Here is a 23,409-nt window from a genome sequence, read left to right on the forward strand (position 1 = left end):
CGGGAAGATTTCCGGCTGGGCCGCTCAAGATCGGTCTTGCGGTGAGGAACCCTCGCTACGTACGGTGTCACTACGAAAGGTTCTCCCGTGGAGGATGGGTCATGACGGAAATTCTTGTGCAGATGGCTGCGGAGGACGTTGTTCCTTCGGTCGGTAGGGTGGTGGAGCACCCGGCCTGGCCCGTGCTCAAGGATGCCGTGGAGCGGATCCGGCCATGGCAGTCCAAGGACGGTTCGATCGACTTCGGCGCCGAGCGGGCCCCCGACCGGGGTGCCGCCGAGCAGGCCGTGCGGGACGTCGTCGGGGCTGTCGAGGCGCTGTCCCCGCTGCTGCCGCACGACGCCGCCTACCACCGGGCCCTCGTCGGGGACCTGCGGCGCTGGGCCGACCAGGGCTTCGAGGTGCCCGACTTCCTCGACTCGCTGCTCGCCTTCCAGCCCGCCGCGAACCGCGCGGACGGCCTCCAGCACCTGGTCGTCTTCCCGATGTACACGCAGAACGGAAACCCCGACCGCAACCTCGAAGCGGTCGTGCTGCGCATGGTCTGGCCCGAGTGGCTGGCCGAGCTGGAGCGCACCCGGTACGACAACCCGCTGTTCTGCGGCATCAAGTTCGAGGACTTCACGGCGGGCTACGACACCAACTCCGCCGTGCTCTTCCCGGAGACCATCGCCGTGCGCGAGGCGCCGGAACGATTCTCCTGGGGTGGCATCTTCTGCGACCGCGAGGCCGCCCGCTTCCGCCGGGTGACCGACGCCGCCGTCGACATCCTCGGCCTGGAGCTGCCCGAGGACATCGCCGCGATGGTCCACGACCAGACCCGCTGCGAGGAGGCCTTCGTCCTGTGGGACATGGTCCACGACCGCACCCACAGCCACGGCGACCTGCCCTTCGACCCGTTCATGATCAAGCAGCGCCAGCCGTTCTGGATGTACGGCCTGGAGGAGCTGCGCTGCGACCTGACCGCCTTCAAGGAGGCCGTGAAGCTGGAGGCCGAAGGCGTCGCGCAGGCCCGTGACGTGCAGTTCGCGGTCCTTTTCGACCGGATGTTCCGTTTCCCGGTCACCGGTGAGCGCGTCCGCAACTACGACGGCCTCGGCGGCCAGCTCCTCTTCGCCTACCTGCACAAGCACGACGTCGTCCGCTGGACCGACAACAAGCTGCACATCGACTGGCAGCGCGCCCCGCAGGTCACCAACCAGCTCTGCGCCGACATCGAGCAGCTCTACCGCGACGGCATCGACCGTCCGAAGCTCGTCCACTGGTTCGCCGGGTACGAGCTGGTCTCCACCTACCTCGCCCCGCACCCCGGCTCCCGCTGGGCCAAGGGCCCGGACGCCCTGGATCTGACGCAGCCGCCGCGGAAACTCGTCGACGACGTGCTTCCGGACGAGTTTCCGCTCAGCATGTTCTATGAGGCGCTCGCCAAGAAGCTGAAGACCGTGATCGCCTCCACCAAGGGCATCACCGCGGCGGACACCGAGCGGGTCGCCGCGTGACCGCCCGGCTCGCAGGCGTCACAGTCGCTGCCCAGGAGGCGAAGACCATGCAGAACGGCAACGGTGCACTGAGCGGCGCGGTGATCGCGGTGGCCGGCGCGGGCGGACCCGCCGGCCGGGCGGCCCTGCTGCGGCTGGCCGACGCGGGAGCGATCGTCGTCGGCTCGGACAACGACCCCGAGCGGCTCTCGGAGGCCGTGGACGCGGCCCGCTACGCGCACGGCGGCGCCACCGTCGTCGGCGACACGGTCGATCTCCTCGACCTGCAGTCGACCCGTGACTGGGCCACCCGCATCGAGAAGGACTTCGGCCGGGTCGACGGTCTCGTCCACCTCGTCGGCGGCTGGCGCGGCAGCGAGACCTTCACCCGGACCAGCCTCGACGACTGGGACTTCCTGGAGATGCTGCTGATCCGCACCGTGCAGCACACCTCCCTCGCCTTCCACGAGGCCCTCCAGCGCAGCGAGCGCGGCCGGTACGTCCTGATCAGCGCGGCCGGCGCCAGCAAGCCCACCGCCGGCAACGCCGCGTACGCCGCCGCCAAGGCCGCCGCCGAGGCGTGGACGCTCGCCACGGCCGACTACTTCCGCAAGGCGGGCGGGCCGGAGGGACCGACCTCCGCGGCTGCCATCCTGGTCGTGAAGGCGTTGGTGCACGACGCGATGCGCGCCGACCGCCCCAACGCGAAGTTCGCGGGCTTCACCGACGTCAAGGAGCTGGCCGAGGCCATCGCCGGGGTCTGGGACAAGCCCGCCGCCGAAGTGAACGGAAACCGTCTGTGGCTGACCGACAAGCCGTGAATCCTCCGAAGACCGACGCCCGACGCCATCACGACCCGGAGGTCCGCGGCTTCGCCAGCGACAACTACGCGGGCGTCCACCCCGAGGTGTTCGCCGCCCTGGCCCTGGCCGACGGCGGGCACCAGGTCTCCTACGGCGAGGACGACTACACCGAGAACCTCCAGCGGATCGTGCGCAGCCACTTCGGCGCGACCGCGGAGGCGTTCCCCGTCTTCAACGGCACCGGCGCCAACGTCGTCGCGCTCCAGGCCGTCACCGACCGCTGGGGCGCGGTGATCTGTGCCGAGAGTGCGCACATCCACGTCGACGAGTGCGGGGCGCCCGAGCGGGTCGGCGGCCTGAAGCTGCTCACCGTGCCCACACCCGACGGCAAGCTCACCCCCGAGCTGATCGACCGGCAGGCGTACGGCTGGGACGACGAGCACCGCGCCATGCCGCAGGTCGTCTCGATCACCCAGAGCACCGAACTCGGCACCCTCTACACGCCCGAGGAGATCCGCGCGATCTGCGACCACGCCCACGCGCACGGCATGAAGGTGCACCTGGACGGCTCGCGGATAGCGAACGCCGCCGCCTCCCTGGACGTGCCGATGCGGACGTTCACCAACGCGGTCGGCGTGGACCTGCTCTCCCTGGGTGGCACCAAGAACGGTGCGATGTTCGGCGAGGCGGTCGTCGTGATCAACCAGGACGCCGTCCGCAGGATGAAGCACCTGCGCAAGCTCTCCATGCAGCTCGCGTCCAAGATGCGCTTCGTGTCGGTGCAGTTGGAGGCCCTGCTGGCGAAGGATCTGTGGCTGCGCAACGCCCGCCACTCCAACGAGATGGCCCAGCGGCTCGCCGAGGGCGTCCGCGCGGTCCACGGCGTCGAGATCCTGTACCCCGTGCAGGCCAACGCCGTCTTCGCCCGCCTCCCGCACGACGTGAGCGAACGCCTGCAGAAGCGTTACCGCTTCTACTTCTGGGACGAGGCGGCCGGTGACGTCCGCTGGATGTGCTCCTACGACACGACGGAGGAGGACGTGGACGGGTTCGTCGCGGCGCTGAAGGAGGAGATGGCGCGCTGACGGCCCTAGGAAGGTCTGCATAGATATACGGTCACCCGAAAAGTCATTGACTCCCGGGTGATCGTTTTTCTATGCTCTGCGGGCATGGAGCTGATCCAGCACAACCCCGACCTTTCCGCCTACTTGGCCGCTGACGAGGTCATAGACCATCACCATCCACAGGTGCGGCAGACGGCCGCGCGGCTGGCCAGGGAAGCGACGGACTCGTATGACTATGCGCGTGTCGCGTTCGAGTACGTCCGCGACGGCATCCCGCACTCCCAGGACGCCGGCGATCCGCGCGTGACCTGGCGCGCCTCCGACGTCCTCGAACAGCGCACCGGGATCTGCTACGCCAAGGCCCACGCCCTGGCCGCCCTGCTGCGTGCCGAGGACATCCCGACCGCGCTCTGCTACCAGCGGCTGGCGCACGACGACGGCGAGGGGCACGTCGTCCACGGCCTGGTCGCCGTCCGCTTCCACGGCGCCTGGCACCGCCAGGACCCCCGCGGCAACAAACCCGGCGTGGACGCGCGGTTCTCGCTGGACGGGGAGCGCCTGGCCTTCGTACCCGATGCCGCGGCGGGCGAGTCGGACGACCCGATCCTCCACGCCGCGCCGCACCCGGCCGTGCTCGGCGCCCTCCGGGCGGCCCGCGACCGGGCGCACCTGTGGAGGACGCTCCCCGTGGCCCTGTAGGGCCGGGTCAGCGGGCCTCGGCCTCGCGGACCTGCTCCGGGGTCGGGGCCGTGCCGCCGAGGTGGGCGGGCATCCACCAGGTGTCGTCCGGGCCCTTGGGGCGGACCGGGTAGGCGCGCTGCGCCGCCTCCAGCAACTCCTGCACCCGCTCGCGGAGTTGGCGGGTGATGGCGCCCGCGTACTTGTCCTTGGAGGCCTCTATCGCCTCGCCGACCCGGATGGTGATCGGGATGTGGCTGCGCTTGAAGTTGCGCGGGTGGCCCTTGGTCCACAGCCGCTGGGTGCCCCACACGGCCATGGGGATCAGCGGGACGCCCGCCTCCTGGGCCAGCCGGGCGGCGCCCGACTTGAAGCTCTTCAGCGTGAACGACTGGGAGATGGTGGCCTCGGGGAAGACGCCGATGATCTCGCCGGAACGCAGCGAGTCCAGCGCGTGCGCGTAGGCCGCCTCACCCTGCTCGCGGTCGACCGGAATGTGCCGCATGTTGCGCATCAGCGGACCGGAGATCTTGTGCCGGAACACCGACTCCTTGGCCATGAAGCGCACCAGCCGCTTCTGCGGGAGCGCCGCCAGGCCGTCGAAGATGAAGTCCAGGTAGCTGATGTGATTGCTCACCAGCACGGCGCCGCCCTGGCGCGGGATGTTCTCCGAACCCTTGCAGTCGATCTTCAGGTCCCAGACCTTGAACAGGGTGTGGGCGAGACCGACAGCGGGACGGTAGACAAGCTCTGCCATGGGCGGAGTGGACCCTTCTCTCTGCCTGGGAAGAGGGGCTCCCGGCGGGAGGTTACGCAGCCGTAGGTTTACGGCATCTCGCAGATCGTGCCCCAAGAACGCACGAGTAGCCAGTCCTGGCACCGGCCGCGGGCGAGATTCTCGTCACGTCGGACACACGATCGACCGCTGGTCGTTCACCAGGACGTCACCGCGCGCGTATGGTCGCCCGCCGGACCAGCAGGTACATCTCGCACCCCAGGCAGTACCCGAACACCGCGTTCAGGAAGGCCGCGGCGAGCGCCGCGCCGGTCGCCGCCAGTCCCAGCCACCCCGGCCCGACCGTGAAGCCGACCAGGCCCACCAGCGCGAAGACCAGCCCGACTCCCTGGGCGAACCGCGGCGGCTCCGGCGCCTCGAACTCCGTCGGCGGCCCGAGACGCGGTCGGACGAGCGCGCGGAAGACACGGCCGTACGGCGAACGCCCCACCCCGCCCGCCGCGCCCAGCGCGAACGCGAACGTCTGCCAGGCCAGCAGCCACGCGCTGCCGGTGATCAGCACGACCGCCAGCACCGCGGTCGTCACGGCGGCCCCGAAGCGGGGTCCCCTCACATCGATGTCCATGCGTCAAGCATTCCGCAGGCCAATCTCCGTGGGGAGGCGGGAATCTTTGCAGTCTCGTGAACGCTGAAGCACGCTGTGACCGGACTTGTGGTGTGTGGACTGGTGCTCGCGGCGGCGAGCGCCTACGGAGTGCTGCATCGGCGGCGGAGCGGGAGGGTCAGGGTGCGCGGGCGGGACGGCGACAAGCGGCTCGGCGCGGCGGAGTTGGGGGAGGAGCTCGGGGGCCGGGCCACGCTGGTGCAGTTCTCCAGTGCCTTCTGTGCCCCCTGCCGGGCGACCCGCAGGGTCCTCGCCGACGTGGCCGCGATGGTGCCGGGCGTCGCCCATGTGGAGATCGACGCCGAGGAACACCTGGACCTCGTGCGCCGGTTCGACATCCTCAAGACGCCGACCGTGCTCGTGCTCGACGCCGATGGCCGGATCGTGCGCAGGGCGACCGGACAGCCGCGCAAGGCGGATGTGATCGCCGCGCTGGGCGAGGCCGTGTGACACCGCATACCGGAACGCTCTTGACGATACGTGTCACCCGTCGTCAGCCTGACCGTATGCCACCGGAAATCCTTCTTTTCGAGCGCGTCCATGTGGACCTCGTCCGCACGGCGGGTTCGCGCTGTCCGGGAACCTGAGCTCTTCACGGACCAGCCCGTCGACTCCACCAGAAGGACATCTCCATGACGGCCACCTCCGGCCTCGGTTCGCCCCGGCTCGCCTCCCCCGACCTCCTGCGCTCCGTCTTCCGGCGCCATGCAGCCGGTGTGGCGGTGATCACGGCCCAGGGTGCCGCCGGACCCGTCGGCTTCACCGCCACCTCGCTCAGCTCGGTCTCCGCCGATCCCCCGCTGCTCTCGTTCGGTATCGGCACCGGCGCCTCCAGCTGGCCGGTGATCTCTGAGGCGGAGCACATCGGCGTGCACATACTCGGGGAGCACCAGCGGGAGCTGGCGGCCACCTTCGCCCGCAGCGGCGCCGACCGGTTCGGGGCGCCCACCGGATGGCGTAGCGGCCCGGAGCGAGTTCCGGTCCTCGACGACGTGCTCGCCTGGCTGGTCTGCCGGGTGGTGGCGCGGGTCCCGGCCGGCGAGCACCGCATCGTCCTCGCCGAGGTGGTGGTGGGGGATCCCTCGGGCGCCGGCCGGCCGCTGCTGTATCACCAGGGCCGCTTCAACGGTCTGCGAGACTGATTCCCGCGCGATTACGCAGGGTTGCCTAACTCACAGTTCAAAGCGCTTGCTTAGCGGGCACGAGATGCGGGAACGTAAGCGTCGTACTGGCGAGTAATATTTCGACCGGAGCGCAGGTCGCCCCGATCGGGATCGGCCGCTTCAGGCGCCTATGCTGCCTGGAAGAAGGCAGCCCAGAAATGACGATGCAGTAGGAGAGCCGGCGTGAGCTTGAGGATCGTTGTCACTGTGAAGTACGTGCCCGACGCCACTGGCGACCGGCACTTCGCCGATGACCTGACCGTCGACCGTGACGACGTGGACGGTCTGCTCTCCGAGCTGGACGAGTACGCGGTCGAGCAGGCGCTGCAGATCGCCGACGAGGCCGACGACGCCGAGATCACCGTGCTGACCGTGGGTCCGGAGGACGCCAAGGACGCGCTGCGCAAGGCGCTGTCGATGGGTGCGGACAAGGCGATCCACGTCGAGGACGACGATGTGCACGGCACCGACGCCATCGGTACCTCGCTGGTGCTGGCGAAGGCGATCGAGAAGGCCGGTTACGACCTGGTGATCTCCGGCATGGCCTCCACCGACGGCACCATGGGTGTCGTCCCGGCGCTGCTCGCCGAGCGGCTGGGTGTCCCGCAGGTCACGCTGCTCTCCGAGGTCTCCGTCGAGGACGGCGTGGTCAAGGGCCGCCGTGACGGCGACGCCGCCTCCGAACAGCTTGAGGCATCCCTGCCGGCGGTCGTGTCGGTCACCGACCAGTCGGGCGAGGCGCGTTACCCGTCCTTCAAGGGCATCATGGCGGCCAAGAAGAAGCCGGTTCAGTCCTGGGACCTGTCCGACCTCGACATCGAGGCCGAGGAAGTCGGTCTGGAGGGCGCCTGGACGGCTGTCGACTCCGCGGCCGCGCGCCCGGCGCGTACCGCCGGCACGATCGTCAAGGACGAGGGCGAGGGCGGCAAGCAGCTCGCTGAGTTCCTCGCGGGCCAGAAGTTCATCTGAGCCCCGCACCCGCCGACCGCCCCTCAACTTCGTTTCGCAGGAGAGCAATCCCATGGCTGAAGTTCTCGTCTACGTCGACCACGTGGACGGTGCCGTCCGCAAGCCCACCCTGGAGCTGCTGACCCTGGCCCGTCGCATCGGCGAGCCCGTCGCCGTCGCGCTCGGCGCCGGTGCCGCCGACACCGCCGCCTCCCTCGCCGAGCACGGCGCGGCTCGGGTCCTCACCCACGACGCCGCCGAGTACGCCGACTACCTGGTCGTTCCCAAGGTCGACGCGCTGCAGGCCGCCGTCGCCGCCGTCTCCCCGGCCGCCGTGCTGGTCTCCTCCTCCGCCGAGGGCAAGGAGATCGCCGCCCGTCTCGCGCTGCGCATCGGCTCGGGCATCATCACCGACGCCGTCGACCTGGAGGCGTCCGACGAGGGCCCGGTGGCCACGCAGTCGGTGTTCGCCGCCTCCTTCACCACCAAGTCCCGTGTCTCCAAGGGCACCCCGGTCATCACGGTCAAGCCCAACTCCGCCGCCGTGGAGGCCGCCCCGGCCGCAGGCAGCGTCGAGGCCCTGGACGTCACCTTCGGCGCGCTGGCCACCGGCACCAAGGTCACCGGCCGCACCCCGCGCGAGTCGACCGGCCGCCCGGAGCTGACCGAGGCCGCGATCGTGGTCTCCGGCGGCCGCGGCGTCAACGGCACCGAGAACTTCGCCCTCATCGAGGCCCTCGCCGACTCCCTCGGCGCGGCCGTCGGCGCCTCCCGCGCCGCGGTGGACGCCGGCTGGTACCCGCACACCAACCAGGTCGGCCAGACCGGCAAGTCGGTCTCCCCGCAGCTGTACATCGCCAACGGCATCTCCGGTGCCATCCAGCACCGCGCCGGCATGCAGACCTCGAAGACCATCGTGGCCGTCAACAAGGACGCCGAGGCCCCGATCTTCGACCTCGTCGACTACGGCGTGGTCGGCGACCTCTTCGACGTCGTCCCCCAGCTCACCGAGGAGATCAAGGCCCGCAAGGGCTGAGCCTCACCGGTCCTGCCGAGGCCCCCACGACCGTTCGCGCGGTCGCGGGGGCCTCGGCTCATCCCAGGGTCAGCGAGGCCTGCACCGGCAGGTGGTCGCTCGGGTATGTCCCGCCCCTCGAGAAGGTGTTCATCGCCGCCCAGTGCGTGGTCACCCCGGGCGAGGTGAGGATCCAGTCGATGCGCCTGCCGTCGGGCTTGAGCGCCCGGTAGCCGTGGTACGTCCCGTACGCCTCGGTGCGCGAGGCGGCGGCGTCCCAGGCGTCCACGAGGCCGTTGCCCAGCATCAGGTCGTACACCCGGTTGTCGTGGGCGGCCGCGTTGAAGTCGCCGGTGACGACCACCGGTGCCGAGCGGTCCCAGCCGGCGATCGTCTCGCCGATCAGCTTCGCCGAACGCTCCCGGGCGTACTGGCTGACGCTGTCCAGATGGGTGTTCAGGACGTAGAACTCCCGGCCCTCGTCGGCCAGATCGGCGAATTTCACCCAGGTCACCATGCGCAGCCAGTCCGCGCCCCAGGTGTTGGAGGCGACCGTGTACGGGGTGTCGGACAGCCAGAAGTGGTCGAACTCGATCGGATCGAGTCTGCGGGTGTCGTAGAAGATCGCCATGAACTCGTCCTTGCTGCCGCCCCCTCGGCCGGTGCCGATCCAGTCGTAGTGCCCGCCCAGATCCTTCTCGATCATGCGCAGCTGCTGGTAGAGCCCTTCCTGGGTGCCGATGACGTGCGGTCGCTCGCGACGCAGCAGTTCCCGCATCACCGGGCGGCGAACGGCCCAGCGCGGTGTGCTGTCGACGACGGTCGCGAAGCGCACGTTGAACGTCATGACGTTCAACGCGCCCGCGTACTCACCGGCGGACGCCGGTTGTGACGAGCCCGCCGTCGTCAGCAGTGGCACAGCGATGGCGGCGGCCGCCGCGGACCTGAGTCCCTGGCGGCGCGTCACTCCGACCTCTTTCGGCACGCGAAGTCCTCCCCTGCGAGTCACCATGAAGCTTGCCTACTGATACGGATGAAGAGGCCAGATCGGCGGTGACCAGGCAAAGAGCTTGGGTAATCCCACATCCGGAGGGTGTTGACCGTGGCGAAGATCGACAGTTAGCTTCGTTATGCGGATTGTTGATTCCGTACTGCGGAAAGCGGAGGGTTTGGAATGGGGCAGGGCCGACAGGAGAACGTGGCGACGAGTCTCGCGGGCGCCGTCAGCGAGGAGATCAGCGCCGCCCTCGCCCCCGTCGACGCGGAGCTGGAGCGCCGCTACCCGGGCGACCCCGGCACGCGCCAGCCCGTGCACACCGTCTACGTCCCCGGCGACGTCTTCGCCGCCGACACCCTGCGCACCTGGGGCGACCGGGCCCTCGCCGCCCTCGACGAGCACGCCCCCGACGCGGCGTCCTTCGCCGCCGTCCTCGGCCTCCGCGACGACCTCGCCGAACCCGTGTACGACCGCGTCCGCGCCAAACTGGAGCGCGAACCGATCGAGGACCTCCGGGTCGACTTCGAGGACGGCTACGGGGCCCGCCCCGACGCCGAGGAGGACGAGGCCGCCGCCCGCGCCGCCCGGCTCATCGCCCGGGCTCATGCGGACGGCACGGCCGCCCCGTACATGGGCATCCGCATGAAGTGCATGGAGGCACCGGTCCGCGACCGGGGCATCCGCACCCTCGACATCTTCCTCACGGGCCTCCTGGAGGCCGGCGGCCTGCCCGACGGACTGGTCCTGACCTTGCCCAAGGTGACCTACGCCGAGCAGGTCACCGCCATGGTCCGGCTGCTGGAGGCCTTCGAGAAGGCGCGCGGCCTGGAACCCGGCCGGATCGGCTTCGAGATCCAGATCGAGACCAGCCAGTCCATCCTCGCCGCCGACGGCACCGCCACCGTCGCCCGGATGATCGGAGCCGCCGAGGGCCGTGCCACCGGGCTGCACTACGGCACCTTCGACTACAGCGCCTGCCTCGGCGTCTCCGCCGCCCACCAGGCCAGCGACCACCCGGCCGCCGACCACGCCAAGGCGATCATGCAGGTCGCGGCCGCCGGCACCGGCGTACGCGTCTCGGACGGCTCGACGAACGTCCTGCCCGTCGGCCCGACCGCCCAGGTCCACGACGCCTGGCGACTGCACTACGGCCTCACCCGCCGCGCCCTGGCCCGCGCCTACTACCAGGGCTGGGACATGCACCCGGGCCACATCCCGACCCGCTACGCGGCCGTCTTCGCCTTCTACCGGGAGGGGTACGCGCAGGCCGCCGCCCGCCTCTCCCGCTACGCCAACCGCGCGGGCGGCGACGTGATGGACGAGCCGGCGACCGCCAAGGCGCTCAGCGGCTATCTGCTGCGCGGCCTGGACTGCGGCGCCCTCGACCTCGACGAGGTCTCCGGGGCGACCGGCCTGACCCGCGCCGATCTGGAGGGCTTCGCCGCGCCGAGGCGGGCGGATCTGACCGTCTCCGGCCACTAGGAACCGGTACGGGACGGTACGGACGGGTGGGTCGGCGGCGGGGTGCGTAGCGGTCCTGTGACAGCCGCCGCCGACGGTCAGGAGCGCCCCCGACCACCGCTTAGGCTTACGCCATTCATCGGTGTGTCACAGGAACGAGGCGCGGGTGTCTTCGGGGGCGAACGAACAGACGGACGATGCCGGGCGGATCCTCGCCGGGCGGTACCGGATCGTGGAGCAGCTCGGACGCGGCGGCATGGGCGTCGTCTGGCGGGCCGTGGACGAGGTGCTCCACCGCGAGGTCGCCCTCAAGGAACTGCGCACCTACACGGACGCCGGGGCGCCCGAACTGGCCGACCTGGGGCTGCGCATGCAGCGCGAGGCCCGGGCCGCCGCCCGTGTCCGGCACCCCGGAGTCGTCGCCGTGCACGACGTGGCCGAGGTCGACGGCCGCCCGCTGATCGTGATGGAGCTGGTCGACGGGCCGTCCCTGGACGACGTCCTCAGCGACCGGGGCCTGCTCGACCCGCGTGAGGCCGCCGCCATCGGCGCCAAGGTCATGGACGCCCTCGCCGCCGCCCACCGGGTCGGTGTGCTGCACCGGGACGTCAAACCCGGCAACATCCTGCTGGACCGGTCGGGCCGCGTCGTCCTCACCGACTTCGGCATCGCCACGATGGAGAACCCGGGCGACGGCTCAGCCACGCACCTCACCCGCAGCGGCGAACTCGTCGGCTCCCTCGACTACCTGGCCCCCGAACGCGCCCAGGGCAACGACCCCGGCCCCGCCTCCGACGTCTGGGCCCTCGGCGCCACCCTCTACGCGGCCGTGGAGGGCTCGTCCCCGTTCCGGCGTACGTCCACCTGGTCGACGCTCACCGCGATCGTGACCGACGAGCTGCCCGAACCCCGGCGGGCCGGGCCCCTCGGACCGGTGCTGCGGCAACTCATGGACAAGCGGCCGGAGTTCCGCCCGGACGCCGACGCGGCCCGCGCACTGCTGGAGGCCGTGGCCTCCGGCGGCCCGCTCGACCCCTCGACGACCGGGGCCACCGCGCCCGCGCCGCAGCCCAGGGCGGAGACCCAGCACAGTGTCCCCTCGGTGCCGCCCGGGTTCGGGCCGCCGACCGCGGAGACCCCGGCGGCCGGGACGGCCGCGGGATTCGGCGCGCCCGCACCGACCCCCGGCTTCGGACCTCCCCAGCCGCTCGCCGGTCCCGGCACCGGCGCCTCCCCGGCCGTCGGGAGCCCCGCCGCGGGCACGCCCGCGCCCCCCTCGGGTCCCGTCACCACCGTCTCCTCCACCGGCGGCCGTCCGCGCAAGGGCCGCGCCCTGCTCGCCGCCGTGGCCGTCACCGTCGTGCTCGCGGCCACAGGAGTCACGGTCGCCCTGCTGAACGGCGACGACAGCAAGGAGACGGGCGCCCGCCCCTCCGTCGACGCGACCGACAGCGGCACACCTTCCCCGGGCCGCAGCCGGGGCACGGTCGACCTCACCGACGACTCGGCCGCGAAGGAGAAGGACGACAAGAAGTCCGCGAGTCCCGACGAGAAGACCGACGAGGCCGAGAAGGACGGCAAGGCGCCTGAGGCGTCCGCGTCGCCGACGAAGAACGCGAGCGGCGGCACCACCGGCGCCGGCACGGGAGGCTCCGACACCTCGGGCGGCACCACCGGCGGGAGCACGACCGGGGGCACGACCGGCGGCGGGACCACCGAGGAACCGGTCTGCCACTCCATCGGCGGCGGCAAGTACAACTGCACCGTCTGGACCACCGCCAAGTCCTACACGGCCGCCGGGACCGAGGTCGGCATCCTCAGGCAGGGCATCAACTACTTCTACTGTCAGTCCAACCTGGGCCGCCGCGAGACCTCCGGCGAGTGGACCAACGTCTGGTGGGCCAAGACCGACGACGACAGCGGCAACACCGATGTCTGGGTCAGCGACGTCTACATCCAGGGCGGCGACAACGACGCCCCGGTGCCCGGCCTCCCGGTCTGCTGAGGCCGGTACCCGCCGTCACGGCCGCACCCGGGTCCCCGGGTGCGGCCGTACGTACTGCTCCAGGCCCGACACCGTCGTCCACCTCCGCTCGGCGAACAACTCCCTGCCCCGGACGCACAGTTCCCGGTTGCCGCGCGCACGGGCGGCGAACTCCTCGGGCGTGGTGCCGAACAGCTCGCGCAACTCGGCCGAGGCATCGAGGAGTTCGGTGAGCAGCGGGCGCTGACGGCCGGGATGGGGGCGGGGGTCCGGGCCGCCGTCGCGCAGCACGCCCCACCGGTTGACGTAGATCCAGGCGTGGTCGAGGACCTGGCCCGACTCCAGCTCGACCCGGAAGTCGGCGGCGGGCAGGGCGGCCCGCTGGAAGTTGCCGGTCGGTGAGTCGACGCCCTCGCTGGCGTCGACCACGGCGAGCTGGGCCTCGTCGAGCCAGGTGAGGAACAGGTCGGCGGTCGAGCCGGGGGAGTGGAACGGCGACCCCGAGAGGTAGCCGAGCAGGCTCACATGGGCGGAGACACCGATCCCGATGCCCGTGACCCGGGCCTTGACCATGGGGATCCGGCACGCGACCCCGCGCTCCGCCATCTTGTGGACGAGCTGCGCCGGACAGGCGTTGGAGCCGACGGAGAGCACCGGCAGCCGGTCCTCGAAGACCAGCGTGTCCAGCGGCAGCATCCGGTTGCCGTCCAGGAGTGCGGACTCGGCCGGCCACGTGCCGGGATAGCTCAGCGGGTCCTCGCGCGGCGCCACGGCGAGGCCGAGCGCTTCGAGCGTACGAGGGTCGGGGGCGTCCAAGGGTCAGTCCGCGGGTGGGAGTTCGCCCGAGCCGCGGACGATCAGCCGGGTCGGCAGCTCGATGCGCTCGGGGGCGACGAGGGAGCCGTCCAGCTGCTGGAAGAGCCGTTCGGCGGCGGTGCGGCCGAGCCGGGAGGGATCCTGAGCGACGACGGTGATGCCCGGCCGGAGCAGATCGGCCAGCTCGAAGTCGTCGAAGCCCACGAGGGCGACCGGACGGGTGTGCTCGGCGAGGACCCGTACGACCGTGACCGTCACCCGGTTGTTGCCGGCGAAGACCGCCGTCACGGGCGAGGGGCCCGACAGCATGTCCTCGGCCGCCCTGCGGACCCGCTCGGGATCGGTGACGCCCAGCGACATCCACGCGTCCTCGACGGGTATGCCGGCGTCCTCCATGGCCGCCCGATAGCCGCGCAGCCGCTCGGCGGCGGTGTGGATACGGGGCATGTCGCCGATGAAGCCGATCCGGCGGTGGCCGTGGGCGATGAGATGGGCGACACCGTCACGGGCCCCGCCGAAACTGTCCGCGAGCACCACGTCGGCGTCGATCCGCCCGGCCGGGCGGTCCACGAACACCATGGCGACGCCCGCCCTGATCTCGGGCTCCAGGTACCGGTGGTCGTCACCGGCCGGGACGATCACGAGCCCGTCCACCCGGCGGGCGCACAGCGCCAGCGCCAACTCCTGCTCGCGGTCCGGGTCCTCCGCGCTGGACCCGTTGATCAGCAGCGACCCGTGGGCCCGGGAGACCTCCTCCACCGCCCGGCTGAGCGGGCCGTAGAACGGGTCGGCGAGGTCCTCCAGGACCAGGCCGATGCTGGCCGTGCGGCCCTTGCGCAGCACCCGGGCGCTGTCGTTGCGCCGGAAGCCGAGCGCCTCGATGGCCTCCTGGACCCTGCGCTCGGTGTCCGGGGTGACGCCCGGCTCGCCGTTCACCACCCGGGAGACCGTCTTCAGGCCCACCCCGGCCCGGGCCGCGACGTCCTTCATCGTGGGACGGTTGCCGTAGCGGTTCTCGGGGCGGCGGCTGATGCCGGCTGCGGTCTCGGGCACGTGCGCTGTCCTGTCCTGTCGTCCACGGGGGCGGTCGCGGGTGCGGCCGCGGTCCGGTCGGTGGCGCGGGTGCGCCGGGGTCGGCGCCGCGATCGGTGGTGCGGTTGCGTCGCGGTCGGTGGTGTCGTGTGGAAACGGTGCGGCTGTTGTGGATACGCCGTCGAGCATAGAGCCTGGACAACGTTGTCACAGCCGGGGGAGACTGTCTATCGCATTCTCTGGCCGGCGCCCCCCACCAGGCGATCGTCGTGCTGCCGGTTTTCCGGCCGGAGAGCCGGGTGTCGCAGGATTCGGGCGCCCGGTAGGAGACTCGCAGCGGGAGAACTGACACTGATGCAGACCGACCTCGTGGCCGCGCTCGACATAGGCGGCACCAAGATCGCCGGGGCGCTGGTGGACGGCCACGGCCGGATCCTGGTGCGCGCACAGCGCCCGACGCCCGCGCGGGAGGACGGCGACACCGTGATGCGGGCCGTCGAGGAGGTGTTCGGCGACCTGGCCGCCGATCCGCGGTGGAGCGGGGCGACGGCGGTGGGCATCGGCAGCGCCGGACCGGTGGACGCCTCCGCCGGAACGGTGAGTCCGGTGAACATCCACGGCTGGCGTGGCTTCCCTCTCGTCGAGCGGGTCCGGGGCGTGACCGGTGGGCTGCCCGTCGAGCTGATCGGCGACGGCGCGGCCATCACGGCGGCCGAGCACTGGCAGGGTGCCGCGCGCGGCCACGACAACGCGCTGTGCATGGTCGTGTCGACGGGCGTCGGCGGCGGCCTCGTCCTCGGCGGGAAACTGCACACGGGCCCCACCGGGAACGCCGGGCACATCGGTCACATCAGCGTCGACCTCGACGGTGACGCGTGCCCGTGCGGCGCCCGCGGTTGTGTCGAGCGCATCGCCAGCGGGCCCAACATCGCCCGCCGCGCCCTGGAGAACGGCTGGCGGCCCGGGCCCGACGGCGACACCTCCGCCGCCGCGGTCGCCGCCGCGGCGCGGGCCGGCGACCCGGTCGCCGTGGCCTCGTTCGAACGGGCCGCGCAGGCCCTCGCCGCCGGGATCGCGGCCACCGCCACCCTCGTCGAGATCGATCTCGCGGTCATCGGCGGTGGCGTCGCGAACGCCGGTGACGTTCTCTTCGCCCCGCTCCGCACCGCCCTCAAGAACTACGCCACCCTCTCCTTCGTCCAGGACCTGACCATCGCCCCCGCCGTGATGGGGACCGACGCGGGCCTGGTCGGCGCGGCCGCGGCGGCGCTGACCGGACGACGGAGCGGGCCGGGATCCGGGACGGAGTGACCGGCGCGAGAGGAAACGCGGAAACCGGGCGTGACCCCTCGGGGGCTTGGGCAGTTGAGCGGGGCATGAAGAAGCGCAGCATGCTCGCCATCGCCTCCCTCGCCACCGGTTTCGTCGTCGCGGCCGTCACGCCGTCGCACGGTCTCGAAGCCGCCGACACGCTCGGCAAGACCGACGCACTGAGCAAACTGGACGTCGAGGGCACGCTCGGCGAGGTCGGCCAGACCGTCTCCAGCGACAGCCTGGCGGTCGACGACGACGCCCTGGGAGGCCTGGGGCAGGAGGGCAAGGACGGCAAGCAGGGCTGACGTCCTGGTGGCGGGAGGCGGATCCTCCGTCCGCCGCCCCACGCACCGCGCACGGCGGGCCCGCTTCGGCGGGCCCGCCGTCGTCGTATTCCGGCTCCTCATCAGCGGCTGGTTTCCGTGGCGGAGTGGAGGGCAAGCCTCAGGGGGTCAACAGAAGAGGGGGAACCGTGATCGTCTGGATCAACGGTGCGTTCGGTGCGGGGAAGACCACCACCGCACGGGAACTGATCGAACTGATCCCGAACAGCACGCTCTTCGACCCCGAGGTCATCGGCGGCGCCCTGACGCACATGCTGCCGGCCAAACGCCTCGCCGAGGTCGGCGACTTCCAGGACCTGCCGAGCTGGCGACGGCTGGTGGTCGAGACCGCCGCCGCACTGCTCGCCGAGCTGGGCGGCACCCTCGTGGTCCCCATGACCCTGCTCCGCCAGGAGTACCGCGACGAGATATTCGGCGGCCTCGCCTCCCGCCGCATCCCTGTACGGCATCTGCTCCTGGCCCCGGCCGAAACGATACTGCGGGAGCGAATAGCCGGGCGGGAGATTCCGCCAGACCTCCCCGACGGCGAGATGCGGCTGCGTCAATGGGCGTACGACCACATCGCGCCGTACCGCGCCGCGCTGAGCGGCTGGCTCACCTCGGACGCCCATCTCGTCGACACCGGCACCCTCACCCCGTACGAGACCGCGCGGCGCATCGCCGATGCCGTGGCCACCGACGGCGTACCCGTGTGCGACATCGTGCAGACCCCCGAGCCGACCGCCGAGACGGTCGCCGCGGGGGTTCTGTTGTTCGACGAGCAGGACCGGGTGCTGCTCGTCGATCCGACCTACAAGCCCGGGTGGGAGTTCCCCGGAGGGGTCGTGGAGGCGGGAGAGGCGCCGGCCAGGGCGGGGGTGCGGGAGGTGCTGGAGGAGACCGGGATACGGCTCGACGAGGTGCCCCGGCTGCTGGTCGTCGACTGGGAGGCGCCGGCGGCACCGAGGTACGGAGGGCTGCGGCTGCTGTTCGACGGCGGGCGACTGGACGTCAGTGGTCCGCAGCGGCCCGTGCTGCCGGGGACCGAGCTGCGTGACTGGCGGTTCGTCACGGAGGAGGAGGCCGCGGATCTGCTGCCGCCGGTTCGCTACGAGCGGTTGCGGTGGGCCCTGCGGGCTCGGGAGCGGGGCGCTGCGCTGTACCTGGAGGCCGGGGTTCCGGTGTAGGGGGCTGTTAGCGCCCCCGCCGTTTCGGGTCGGTCGTGCGGAGGGTGCGGGTGGGTCCTGGTTGCTCGCGCCCACACGGCGGAGCCGCATATGTCACAGCCCCGCGCCCCTTTCGGGGCGCGGGTTCGCTCAGCTGTTTGCGTAGTTGCGCAGGAACAGCGCCTCCGTCACCGACATGCGCTCCAACTCCTCCGGGGACACGCTCTCGTTGACCGCGTGGATCCGGGCCTCCGGTTCGCTGAGCCCGATGAGGAGGATCTCGGCGTCGGGGTAGAGGGCGGCAAGGGCGTTGCAGAGGGGAATGGAACCGCCGTGCCCGGCGTACTGCATCTCCTGACCCGGGTGGGCGACGGCCATGGCCGTCGCCATCGCCTCGTACGCCGGGCTGGAGGTGTCGGCGCGGAACGCCTGGCCGTGGCCGATGAGTTCGCAAGTGACCCGGGCGCTCCACGGGGTGTGGGCCACCAGGTGCGCTTCGAGCAGCTTGATCGCCTGCTGGACGTCCACGCCCGGCGGGACGCGCAGCCCGATCAGGGCGCGGGCGCTCGCCTGGATCGACGGGGTCGCGCCGACCACGGGCGGGGCGTCGATGCCCAGCACGGTGGCGGCGGGGCGCGCCCAGATCCGGTCGGCGACGGTGCCGGCGCCGACCAGGTCCACACCGTCGAGCACCTTGGCGTCCTCGCGGAACTGTGCGTCGGCGTACCGCAGGCCGTCCCACGTCCCGTCGCTCGCGAGTCCGTCGACGGTCGTCGTGCCGTCCTCGGCGCGCAGGGAGTCCAGGACACGGATCAGCGCGGCCAGCGCGTCGGGGGCCGCGCCGCCGAACTGGCCCGAGTGCAGGTTGCCTTCGAGGGCGTCGACGCGGACCCGCATGAGGATCATGCCGCGCAGGGAGGTGGTGACCGTCGGCAGGCCCACCCGGAAGTTGCCCGCGTCCCCGATCACGACGGTGTCGGCGGCGAGCAGTTCGGGGTGCGCCTCGGCGTACTGCTGGAGGCCGCCCGTGCCCATCTCCTCGGAGCCCTCGACGATCACCTTGACCGTGACCGGCACCCCGCCGTCGGCCTTCAGGGCCCGCAACGCCAGCAGGTGCATGATCACACCGCCCTTGCAGTCGGCGGCGCCCCGCCCGTACCAGCGGCCGTCGCGCTCGGTCAGCTCGAACGGCGGCGACACCCAGGCGGCCTCGTCGAGCGGTGGCTGCACGTCGTAGTGGGCGTAGAGGAGGACCGTCTTCGCGCCCACGGGTCCCGGGAGGCAGCCGTACACGGACTGGGTGCCGTCGGGGGTGTCCAGCAGGGCCACGTCCTGGAAGCCCTCGGCGCGCAGCGCGTCGGCGACCCAGCGCGCGGCGCCCTCGCTCTCGCTCCTCGGGAACTGGTCGAAGTCCGCCACCGACTTGAAGGCCACCAGTTCGGCGAGCTCCTGCTTCGCCCGGGGTATCAGCGAGGCGACGGTCTCGGCGACCGGGTTCGACGGCATGGGCACGCTCCTGGTGGGTGCGACGTTGTCCTTCTGGGTACGGGGTCGCACACGCTCCTGCCCGGTGTGTCGGTGTAGGGCGCATGCGCTGCCGATCCTCCCACAGCGGCCCGGGGCGTCACCCGCCGTAGGATGCGGGGGACAGGTGCGGCAGGCGGCTGGATCGGGAGCAGTAGACCATCGTGAGCAGCGAGAACTCTTCGGCGGACGACGTGCAGCGGGTGTGGGACGTCGTCGTGGTGGGCGCGGGCCCCGCAGGGGCTTCGGCCGCCTACGCGGCGGCGGTCGCGGGACGCAGCGTCCTGTTGCTGGAGAAGGCGGAGCTGCCGCGCTACAAGACGTGCGGCGGCGGCATCATCGGCCCCTCGCGCGACGCGCTGCCGCCCGGTTTCGAACTGCCCTTCAAGGACCGGGTGCACGCGGTCACCTTCTCCCTCGACGGCCGCTACGCCCGCACACGCAAGTCGAAACAGATGCTCTTCGGGCTGATCAACCGGCCCGAGTTCGACCAGCAGCTCGTCGAGCACGCCCAGAAGGCGGGCGCCGAGCTGCGGACGGGCGTCACGGTCACCCGTGTCGAGCAGCACGGCTCGGCGGTGCCCGACCGGCGTACCGTCGCCGTCGTCCTCCAGGGCGGTGAGACGCTGCTCGCGCGTGCGGTCGTAGGCGCGGACGGCAGCGCCAGCCGCATAGGGGCACATGTCGGGGTGAAGCTCGACCAGGTCGATCTCGGCCTGGAGGCGGAGATCCCCGTTCCGGAGACGGTCGCCGAGGACTGGAAGGGGCGCGTCCTCATCGACTGGGGCCCGATGCCCGGCAGTTACGGATGGGTCTTCCCCAAGGGCGACACCCTGACCGTCGGGGTGATCTCCGCGCGCGGTGAAGGCGCCGCCACCAAGCGGTACCTGGAGGACTTCATCGGGCGGCTCGGCCTCGCCGGCTTCGAACCGAGCGTCTCCTCCGGGCACTTGACGCGCTGCCGTGCCGACGACTCGCCGCTGTCGCGGGGCAGGGTGCTGGTCTGCGGGGACGCGGCGGGGCTGTTGGAGCCGTGGACCCGGGAGGGCATCTCCTTCGCGCTGCGCTCGGGGCGGCTGGCCGGTGAGTGGGCGGTGCGGATCGCCGAGGCCCATGACGCGGTGGACACCCGTCGCCAGGCCCTGAACTACGCGTTCGCCGTGAAGGCGGGGCTCGGTGTCGAGATGAGCGTCGGCAAGCGGCTGCTGATCGCCTTCGAGCGGCGGCCGGGGCTCTTCCACGCGGCGCTCACCGGATTCCGGCCCGCTTGGCGGGCGTTCGTCGACATCACGCGCGGGTCGACCTCCCTGGGGGAGATCGTCCGCAGCCACCCGATCGCCCAGCGTGCGCTGACCGCGTTCGACAAGTAGGCCCACGCCGTCGCTCGTGTCGCCACCGGCACCCCGGCCGGTCACCGCTGGACGGTGATCCGGAACACGGGGTGCTTCGGCGCGGCGGCGAGCAGTTCCGCGTCGCTGGAGTCGGCGTCGACGTCACCGAAGAACCGGCCCACTTCCCAGCCCCATTTCTTCAGGTAGGAGCGCAGCACGGCGGGCTTCTCCTCGTCGGGCAGCTCGACCGCCGTGAACTCCCGCACCCGGCGGCCCACCTGGAGCCGTCCGCCGCCCGCCGCCCGCATGTTGCGCACCCACTCCGAGTGGCCGCGCGCCGAGACCAGGTAGGGGCCGCCCTCGTACGGCAACGGATTGACCGGAAGCCGACGCCACTCGCCGCTCCTGCGGCCGCGCACGGAGAGTTCGGCCGTGCCGAGGAGGCTGACGCCGTGGCGTGCGAGCCAGCCGATGAAGCCGTTGAGCGCGCGGTCGACGCGGTTGGCCTTGATGTAGTGGGGCGACGACGACATGGAGTTCCTCCGTGGGCGGGCGAGCGGGTCGGTGGGTGCGCGTTCCAGAGAGCACTGCTCTCGCTTGAGAGCAGTGTGCACGAGATCAGTGCTCCGCGGCAAGAGCAGTGCTCTCATTTGTGTGCAGTGCTCTTGATCTGTGGCACACTCCTCTTCATGAGCACCGCACGAGGGGTTCGCGCCCGTGCCCGGATCGAGGTCACCGCCGCCATCAAGGACGAGGCACGCAGACAGCTCGCCGCGGAGGGTGCCGCCAAGCTGTCGCTGAGGGCCGTCGCACGCGAACTCGGCATGGTCTCCTCCGCGTTGTACCGCTACTTCCCGAGCCGTGACGAGCTGCTCACGGCGCTGATCATCGACGCGTACGAGTCCCTGGGCGAGGCTGCCGAGGCCGCGCACGCGAAGGCCGCCGGGGAGAGCCCGGCCGGGCAGTGGGTCGCCGTGTGCGAGGGGGTGCGGGCGTGGGCGCTGGCGCGGCCGCACGAGTACGCGTTGATCTACGGCTCGCCGGTGCCCGGGTACAGCGCGCCCGAGACGACGGTGCCGGCCGCCGCCCGGACGGGGCAGGTGCTCATCCGGATCCTGCGGGACGCCCATCTGGCCGACGCGTTGGCCTTGCGGGAGCTGCCCGCCGAGCTGCGGCCCGAGGCGGTGCGGATGGCCGAGGACTTCGCGCCCGATCTGCCGCCGGAGGCGCTCGCGGTGCTGGTCGGGGCGTGGGCCCAGTTGTTCGGGCTGGTCAACTTCGAGGTGTTCGGCCAGTTCAACAAGGTGGTCGAGAACCGTGAGGTGTTCTTCCGGCACGCGGCGCAGGGGCTCGCCCGGCATGTGGGACTGGCCGACGTGGTGCGCCCGGAGTAGACGTGATCACCGACCGGGCGGGCGGCGACTGGGCGCGACCGGGCGACCTCGCCGCGACCGCGCCCCCGGATGGTCGCCCTGGCCTACGAGGACTACGAGTTCGGGTGGTTGCGGCCGGGTGGGCCGGGCTGAGCCGCGCCGGGTCCGGCGGGCGGTGCGGCAGCCGGCCGGCCCGGCCGGAGGGCGTGCCTGAAGCGGGTCAGCACGATGGTGACGACCGCGATGAAGACCACGACCGTGGCGGCGGTCGAGAGGTGACGGAGCAGGTCCTCCCGGCCGCGCAGGGAGCCGACGACGTCCGGCAGGAACTCGCTCACGCCGAAATAGGCCGCGCCCGCCATCACCGCCCCCGCGAAGAGGGCGAACCCGATCTCTGTCGTGATCGCGTCCCGCTCGGCCTGCGTCCGTCTCCCCATGGACCGAGTGTGGGGGCGGCGGGCGTACCGGACAAGAAGGCCGACGCGCCCGCCGGTTCGGTTTCAGACGATGCCCGAGGTCTCCCGCCACAGCTCGGCGAGTGTGGGGTCGCCGGTGACGGAGGGGAAGGGGAGCCGGTTCCACAGAGCCAGGTAGAGCCGGGACGCAGGGCCCGTGATCTCGCAGTCGGCGTCCGGGGCGTGTGAGACGTCCACGCGTTCCGCCGCAGGTGGTTCGGACGACAGCCGTACGGTCCAGAGGGCGTCCGTGTCGGTCGCGCGCACCCGCAGGACACGTGGTGCTTCGGTGCGTACCCGGCTCTTGGGGCGGGCGTGGAAGCCGAGCAGCAGTTCGTCGATGCCGTCGACCGCGAAGTCGACCGCGAAGTCGGTGGCGAAGTCGGTGGTCAGGGTGGGGGCCATGGTCGCCGGGGGGTCGTCGGTGGGGTTCGCGGTGGGGTCCAGGACGGCCTCGGCGAGGTGAGCGCGCGGTGCGTCGCCGAGGGCGGACTCCGCGTCGGCGCGGTGCACGGCCGTCTCGTGGGCCTGGCGGCGTGCCCAGAAGGCCGGTGGGGAGGGGGCGGGCAGGAAGCTCCAGCAGTCCAGGTCGGCGGGGGCGGCACGCAGGGTGTCGAGGAGGCGCCGGTGACCCTCCTCGAACCAGGTCAGCAGCGCGTCACCATCCAGTTCTCCCGGCCCGTCCGGGAGGGGGCGGGGCGTGGGGTGCCCCTCGGCGACGAAGGCCGTGGCCCAGCGGTGCACGGCTCCCGTGTGGCGTACCAGGTCCCGTACCCGCCACGACGGACAGGTCGGGACCTCGGCGTCCGCGCCGGCCTTGCGGGCGGCCGCGGCGAGCAGTCGGCCTTCCTCGTCCAGGGCTCTGATGTGCTCAGCGGTCTCCATGGGAGGAGTCTGCCGGACGAACCGCGCACAGCGCCCGTTCCGGGCCGACGCATGTGCCTACGCCGAGGTGTCGGCCGGGGCCGAAGTGCCTGTACCGGGCCGACCCATCTGCCGAGCCGACGTGAGTGCTCCGGCTCGACGCAGTTGCCGAGTCGGCGTGTGCGCCCCGGTAGGCGCGATGCCCGGGGTGTCGAGCCGG

24 protein-coding genes are annotated in these 23,409 nt (G+C 71.7%); 15 read left to right on the forward strand and 9 right to left on the reverse strand.

Features of this window, described 5'->3' with window-relative positions; all coding sequences use genetic code 11:
* Positions 1-101 precede the first annotated feature (101 nt).
* The 4 genes from GWK25_RS20805 (at position 102) to GWK25_RS20820 (ending at position 4,044) form a co-directional block, all read left to right on the forward strand.
* The gene (locus GWK25_RS20805) at positions 102-1,499 is read left to right on the forward strand and encodes a DUF6421 family protein (RefSeq protein ID WP_215452042.1); all 1,398 of its coding nucleotides are present in this window, start codon (positions 102-104) and stop codon (positions 1,497-1,499) included.
* A 47-nt stretch (positions 1,500-1,546) separates the two neighbouring features.
* Positions 1,547-2,299: an SDR family NAD(P)-dependent oxidoreductase gene (locus tag GWK25_RS20810; RefSeq protein ID WP_215452043.1), complete on the forward strand. Its 753-nt coding sequence runs from the start codon at positions 1,547-1,549 to the stop codon at positions 2,297-2,299.
* Complete coding sequence (locus GWK25_RS20815; protein ID WP_215452044.1) at positions 2,296-3,366, forward strand: low specificity L-threonine aldolase; 1,071 nt, start codon at positions 2,296-2,298, stop codon at positions 3,364-3,366. The genes GWK25_RS20810 and GWK25_RS20815 overlap by 4 nt, the downstream gene beginning before the upstream one ends.
* 84 nt (positions 3,367-3,450) lie before the next feature.
* A complete protein-coding gene (locus GWK25_RS20820) occupies positions 3,451-4,044 on the forward strand; it encodes a transglutaminase domain-containing protein (protein WP_215452045.1) in 594 nt (197 codons plus the stop codon).
* Positions 4,045-4,051: 7 nt separating this feature from the next.
* Here the strand turns inward: GWK25_RS20820 and GWK25_RS20825 are convergent, their stop codons facing one another.
* Together GWK25_RS20825 and GWK25_RS20830 are read right to left on the reverse strand one after the other, a co-directional pair.
* Positions 4,052-4,780: a 1-acyl-sn-glycerol-3-phosphate acyltransferase gene (locus tag GWK25_RS20825; protein WP_215452046.1), complete on the reverse strand. Its 729-nt coding sequence runs from the start codon at positions 4,778-4,780 to the stop codon at positions 4,052-4,054.
* 187 nt (positions 4,781-4,967) lie between these two features.
* Positions 4,968-5,384: a DUF4395 domain-containing protein gene (locus GWK25_RS20830; protein WP_215452047.1), complete on the reverse strand. Its 417-nt coding sequence runs from the start codon at positions 5,382-5,384 to the stop codon at positions 4,968-4,970.
* A gap of 75 nt (positions 5,385-5,459) precedes the next feature.
* Here GWK25_RS20830 and GWK25_RS20835 point away from each other — a divergent pair, with 75 nt between their 5' ends.
* The 4 genes from GWK25_RS20835 (at position 5,460) to GWK25_RS20850 (ending at position 8,570) form a co-directional block, all read left to right on the forward strand.
* Positions 5,460-5,873 (forward strand): thioredoxin family protein, encoded by a 414-nt coding sequence (locus GWK25_RS20835; RefSeq protein WP_215452048.1) that lies wholly within the window; start codon positions 5,460-5,462, stop codon positions 5,871-5,873.
* 182 nt (positions 5,874-6,055) lie between these two features.
* Positions 6,056-6,565: a flavin reductase family protein gene (locus GWK25_RS20840; protein ID WP_215452049.1), complete on the forward strand. Its 510-nt coding sequence runs from the start codon at positions 6,056-6,058 to the stop codon at positions 6,563-6,565.
* Positions 6,566-6,769: 204 nt separating this feature from the next.
* On the forward strand, positions 6,770-7,555 hold the full coding sequence (locus GWK25_RS20845; RefSeq protein WP_045561738.1) for an electron transfer flavoprotein subunit beta/FixA family protein: 786 nt from the start codon (positions 6,770-6,772) through the stop codon (positions 7,553-7,555).
* Between the two features lie 52 nt (positions 7,556-7,607).
* Positions 7,608-8,570, forward strand: coding sequence for an electron transfer flavoprotein subunit alpha/FixB family protein (locus tag GWK25_RS20850; protein ID WP_215452050.1), 963 nt, complete (start codon positions 7,608-7,610; stop codon positions 8,568-8,570).
* Positions 8,571-8,628: 58 nt separating this feature from the next.
* On the opposite strand, the gene GWK25_RS20855 is transcribed toward GWK25_RS20850, so the two are convergent.
* Positions 8,629-9,534, reverse strand: a complete 906-nt coding sequence (locus GWK25_RS20855; RefSeq protein WP_308404276.1) for an endonuclease/exonuclease/phosphatase family protein — start codon at positions 9,532-9,534, stop codon at positions 8,629-8,631.
* Positions 9,535-9,723: 189 nt separating this feature from the next.
* Between GWK25_RS20855 and GWK25_RS20860 the strand changes: the two genes are divergently transcribed.
* Together GWK25_RS20860 and GWK25_RS20865 are read left to right on the forward strand one after the other, a co-directional pair.
* On the forward strand, positions 9,724-11,028 hold the full coding sequence (locus GWK25_RS20860) for an aldolase/citrate lyase family protein (protein ID WP_215452052.1): 1,305 nt from the start codon (positions 9,724-9,726) through the stop codon (positions 11,026-11,028).
* 145 nt (positions 11,029-11,173) lie between these two features.
* Positions 11,174-13,012, forward strand: a complete 1,839-nt coding sequence (locus tag GWK25_RS20865) for a serine/threonine-protein kinase (protein WP_215452053.1) — start codon at positions 11,174-11,176, stop codon at positions 13,010-13,012.
* 15 nt (positions 13,013-13,027) lie between these two features.
* On the opposite strand, the gene GWK25_RS20870 is transcribed toward GWK25_RS20865, so the two are convergent.
* Both GWK25_RS20870 and GWK25_RS20875 read right to left on the reverse strand, forming a co-directional pair.
* The gene (locus tag GWK25_RS20870) at positions 13,028-13,807 is read right to left on the reverse strand and encodes a hypothetical protein (protein WP_215452054.1); all 780 of its coding nucleotides are present in this window, start codon (positions 13,805-13,807) and stop codon (positions 13,028-13,030) included.
* A 3-nt stretch (positions 13,808-13,810) separates the two neighbouring features.
* Positions 13,811-14,860 (reverse strand): LacI family DNA-binding transcriptional regulator, encoded by a 1,050-nt coding sequence (locus GWK25_RS20875; RefSeq protein WP_215452055.1) that lies wholly within the window; start codon positions 14,858-14,860, stop codon positions 13,811-13,813.
* Between the two features lie 333 nt (positions 14,861-15,193).
* Between GWK25_RS20875 and GWK25_RS20880 the strand changes: the two genes are divergently transcribed.
* From GWK25_RS20880 to GWK25_RS44305, 3 genes are all read left to right on the forward strand, one after another.
* A complete protein-coding gene (locus GWK25_RS20880) occupies positions 15,194-16,150 on the forward strand; it encodes an ROK family protein (RefSeq protein WP_215452056.1) in 957 nt (318 codons plus the stop codon).
* 65 nt (positions 16,151-16,215) lie between these two features.
* On the forward strand, positions 16,216-16,458 hold the full coding sequence (locus GWK25_RS20885; RefSeq protein ID WP_215452057.1) for a hypothetical protein: 243 nt from the start codon (positions 16,216-16,218) through the stop codon (positions 16,456-16,458).
* Positions 16,459-16,625: 167 nt separating this feature from the next.
* Positions 16,626-17,663: an NUDIX hydrolase gene (locus tag GWK25_RS44305; protein WP_215452058.1), complete on the forward strand. Its 1,038-nt coding sequence runs from the start codon at positions 16,626-16,628 to the stop codon at positions 17,661-17,663.
* 129 nt (positions 17,664-17,792) lie between these two features.
* On the opposite strand, the gene GWK25_RS20895 is transcribed toward GWK25_RS44305, so the two are convergent.
* Positions 17,793-19,148 carry a dipeptidase gene (locus GWK25_RS20895; protein ID WP_215452059.1) on the reverse strand — a complete coding sequence of 452 codons (1,356 nt, stop codon included), beginning with the start codon at positions 19,146-19,148 and terminating at the stop codon, positions 17,793-17,795.
* A gap of 182 nt (positions 19,149-19,330) precedes the next feature.
* On the opposite strand from GWK25_RS20895, the gene GWK25_RS20900 reads away from it, so the two are divergent.
* Positions 19,331-20,536 (forward strand): geranylgeranyl reductase family protein, encoded by a 1,206-nt coding sequence (locus GWK25_RS20900; protein WP_184898043.1) that lies wholly within the window; start codon positions 19,331-19,333, stop codon positions 20,534-20,536.
* 41 nt (positions 20,537-20,577) lie between these two features.
* On the opposite strand, the gene GWK25_RS20905 is transcribed toward GWK25_RS20900, so the two are convergent.
* Positions 20,578-21,030, reverse strand: coding sequence for a nitroreductase family deazaflavin-dependent oxidoreductase (locus GWK25_RS20905; protein ID WP_215452060.1), 453 nt, complete (start codon positions 21,028-21,030; stop codon positions 20,578-20,580).
* A gap of 156 nt (positions 21,031-21,186) precedes the next feature.
* On the opposite strand from GWK25_RS20905, the gene GWK25_RS20910 reads away from it, so the two are divergent.
* Entirely contained in the window at positions 21,187-21,891 is a 705-nt protein-coding gene (locus GWK25_RS20910; protein WP_215452061.1) for a TetR/AcrR family transcriptional regulator, read from the forward strand.
* Between the two features lie 92 nt (positions 21,892-21,983).
* Here GWK25_RS20910 and GWK25_RS20915 read toward each other — a convergent pair whose 3' ends face one another.
* Both GWK25_RS20915 and GWK25_RS20920 read right to left on the reverse strand, forming a co-directional pair.
* Positions 21,984-22,307 (reverse strand): DUF6332 family protein, encoded by a 324-nt coding sequence (locus GWK25_RS20915; RefSeq protein WP_215452062.1) that lies wholly within the window; start codon positions 22,305-22,307, stop codon positions 21,984-21,986.
* Between the two features lie 63 nt (positions 22,308-22,370).
* The gene (locus GWK25_RS20920) at positions 22,371-23,210 is read right to left on the reverse strand and encodes a maleylpyruvate isomerase family mycothiol-dependent enzyme (protein ID WP_215452063.1); all 840 of its coding nucleotides are present in this window, start codon (positions 23,208-23,210) and stop codon (positions 22,371-22,373) included.
* Positions 23,211-23,409: the final 199 nt, after the last annotated feature.

Source organism: Streptomyces sp. ATCC 21386 (genome assembly GCF_018728545.1).
Classification (GTDB): Bacteria; Actinomycetota; Actinomycetes; order Streptomycetales; family Streptomycetaceae; genus Streptomyces.

What these genes read in the sequence shown, in the direction of transcription:
- GWK25_RS20805 (WP_215452042.1), top strand. Translation starts at nt 102, where the DNA reads ATGACGGAAATTCTTGTGCAGATGGCTGCGGAGGACGTTGTTCCTTCG.
- GWK25_RS20810 (WP_215452043.1), top strand. Translation starts at nt 1,547, where the DNA reads ATGCAGAACGGCAACGGTGCACTGAGCGGCGCGGTGATCGCGGTGGCC.
- GWK25_RS20820 (WP_215452045.1), top strand. Translation starts at nt 3,451, where the DNA reads ATGGAGCTGATCCAGCACAACCCCGACCTTTCCGCCTACTTGGCCGCT.
- GWK25_RS20825 (WP_215452046.1), bottom strand. Translation starts at nt 4,780, where the DNA reads ATGGCAGAGCTTGTCTACCGTCCCGCTGTCGGTCTCGCCCACACCCTG.
- GWK25_RS20830 (WP_215452047.1), bottom strand. Translation starts at nt 5,384, where the DNA reads ATGGACATCGATGTGAGGGGACCCCGCTTCGGGGCCGCCGTGACGACC.
- GWK25_RS20840 (WP_215452049.1), top strand. Translation starts at nt 6,056, where the DNA reads ATGACGGCCACCTCCGGCCTCGGTTCGCCCCGGCTCGCCTCCCCCGAC.
- GWK25_RS20850 (WP_215452050.1), top strand. Translation starts at nt 7,608, where the DNA reads ATGGCTGAAGTTCTCGTCTACGTCGACCACGTGGACGGTGCCGTCCGC.
- GWK25_RS20860 (WP_215452052.1), top strand. Translation starts at nt 9,724, where the DNA reads ATGGGGCAGGGCCGACAGGAGAACGTGGCGACGAGTCTCGCGGGCGCC.
- GWK25_RS20880 (WP_215452056.1), top strand. Translation starts at nt 15,194, where the DNA reads ATGCAGACCGACCTCGTGGCCGCGCTCGACATAGGCGGCACCAAGATC.
- GWK25_RS20885 (WP_215452057.1), top strand. Translation starts at nt 16,216, where the DNA reads ATGAAGAAGCGCAGCATGCTCGCCATCGCCTCCCTCGCCACCGGTTTC.
- GWK25_RS20895 (WP_215452059.1), bottom strand. Translation starts at nt 19,148, where the DNA reads ATGCCGTCGAACCCGGTCGCCGAGACCGTCGCCTCGCTGATACCCCGG.
- GWK25_RS20905 (WP_215452060.1), bottom strand. Translation starts at nt 21,030, where the DNA reads ATGTCGTCGTCGCCCCACTACATCAAGGCCAACCGCGTCGACCGCGCG.
- GWK25_RS20910 (WP_215452061.1), top strand. Translation starts at nt 21,187, where the DNA reads ATGAGCACCGCACGAGGGGTTCGCGCCCGTGCCCGGATCGAGGTCACC.
- GWK25_RS20915 (WP_215452062.1), bottom strand. Translation starts at nt 22,307, where the DNA reads ATGGGGAGACGGACGCAGGCCGAGCGGGACGCGATCACGACAGAGATC.
- GWK25_RS20920 (WP_215452063.1), bottom strand. Translation starts at nt 23,210, where the DNA reads ATGGAGACCGCTGAGCACATCAGAGCCCTGGACGAGGAAGGCCGACTG.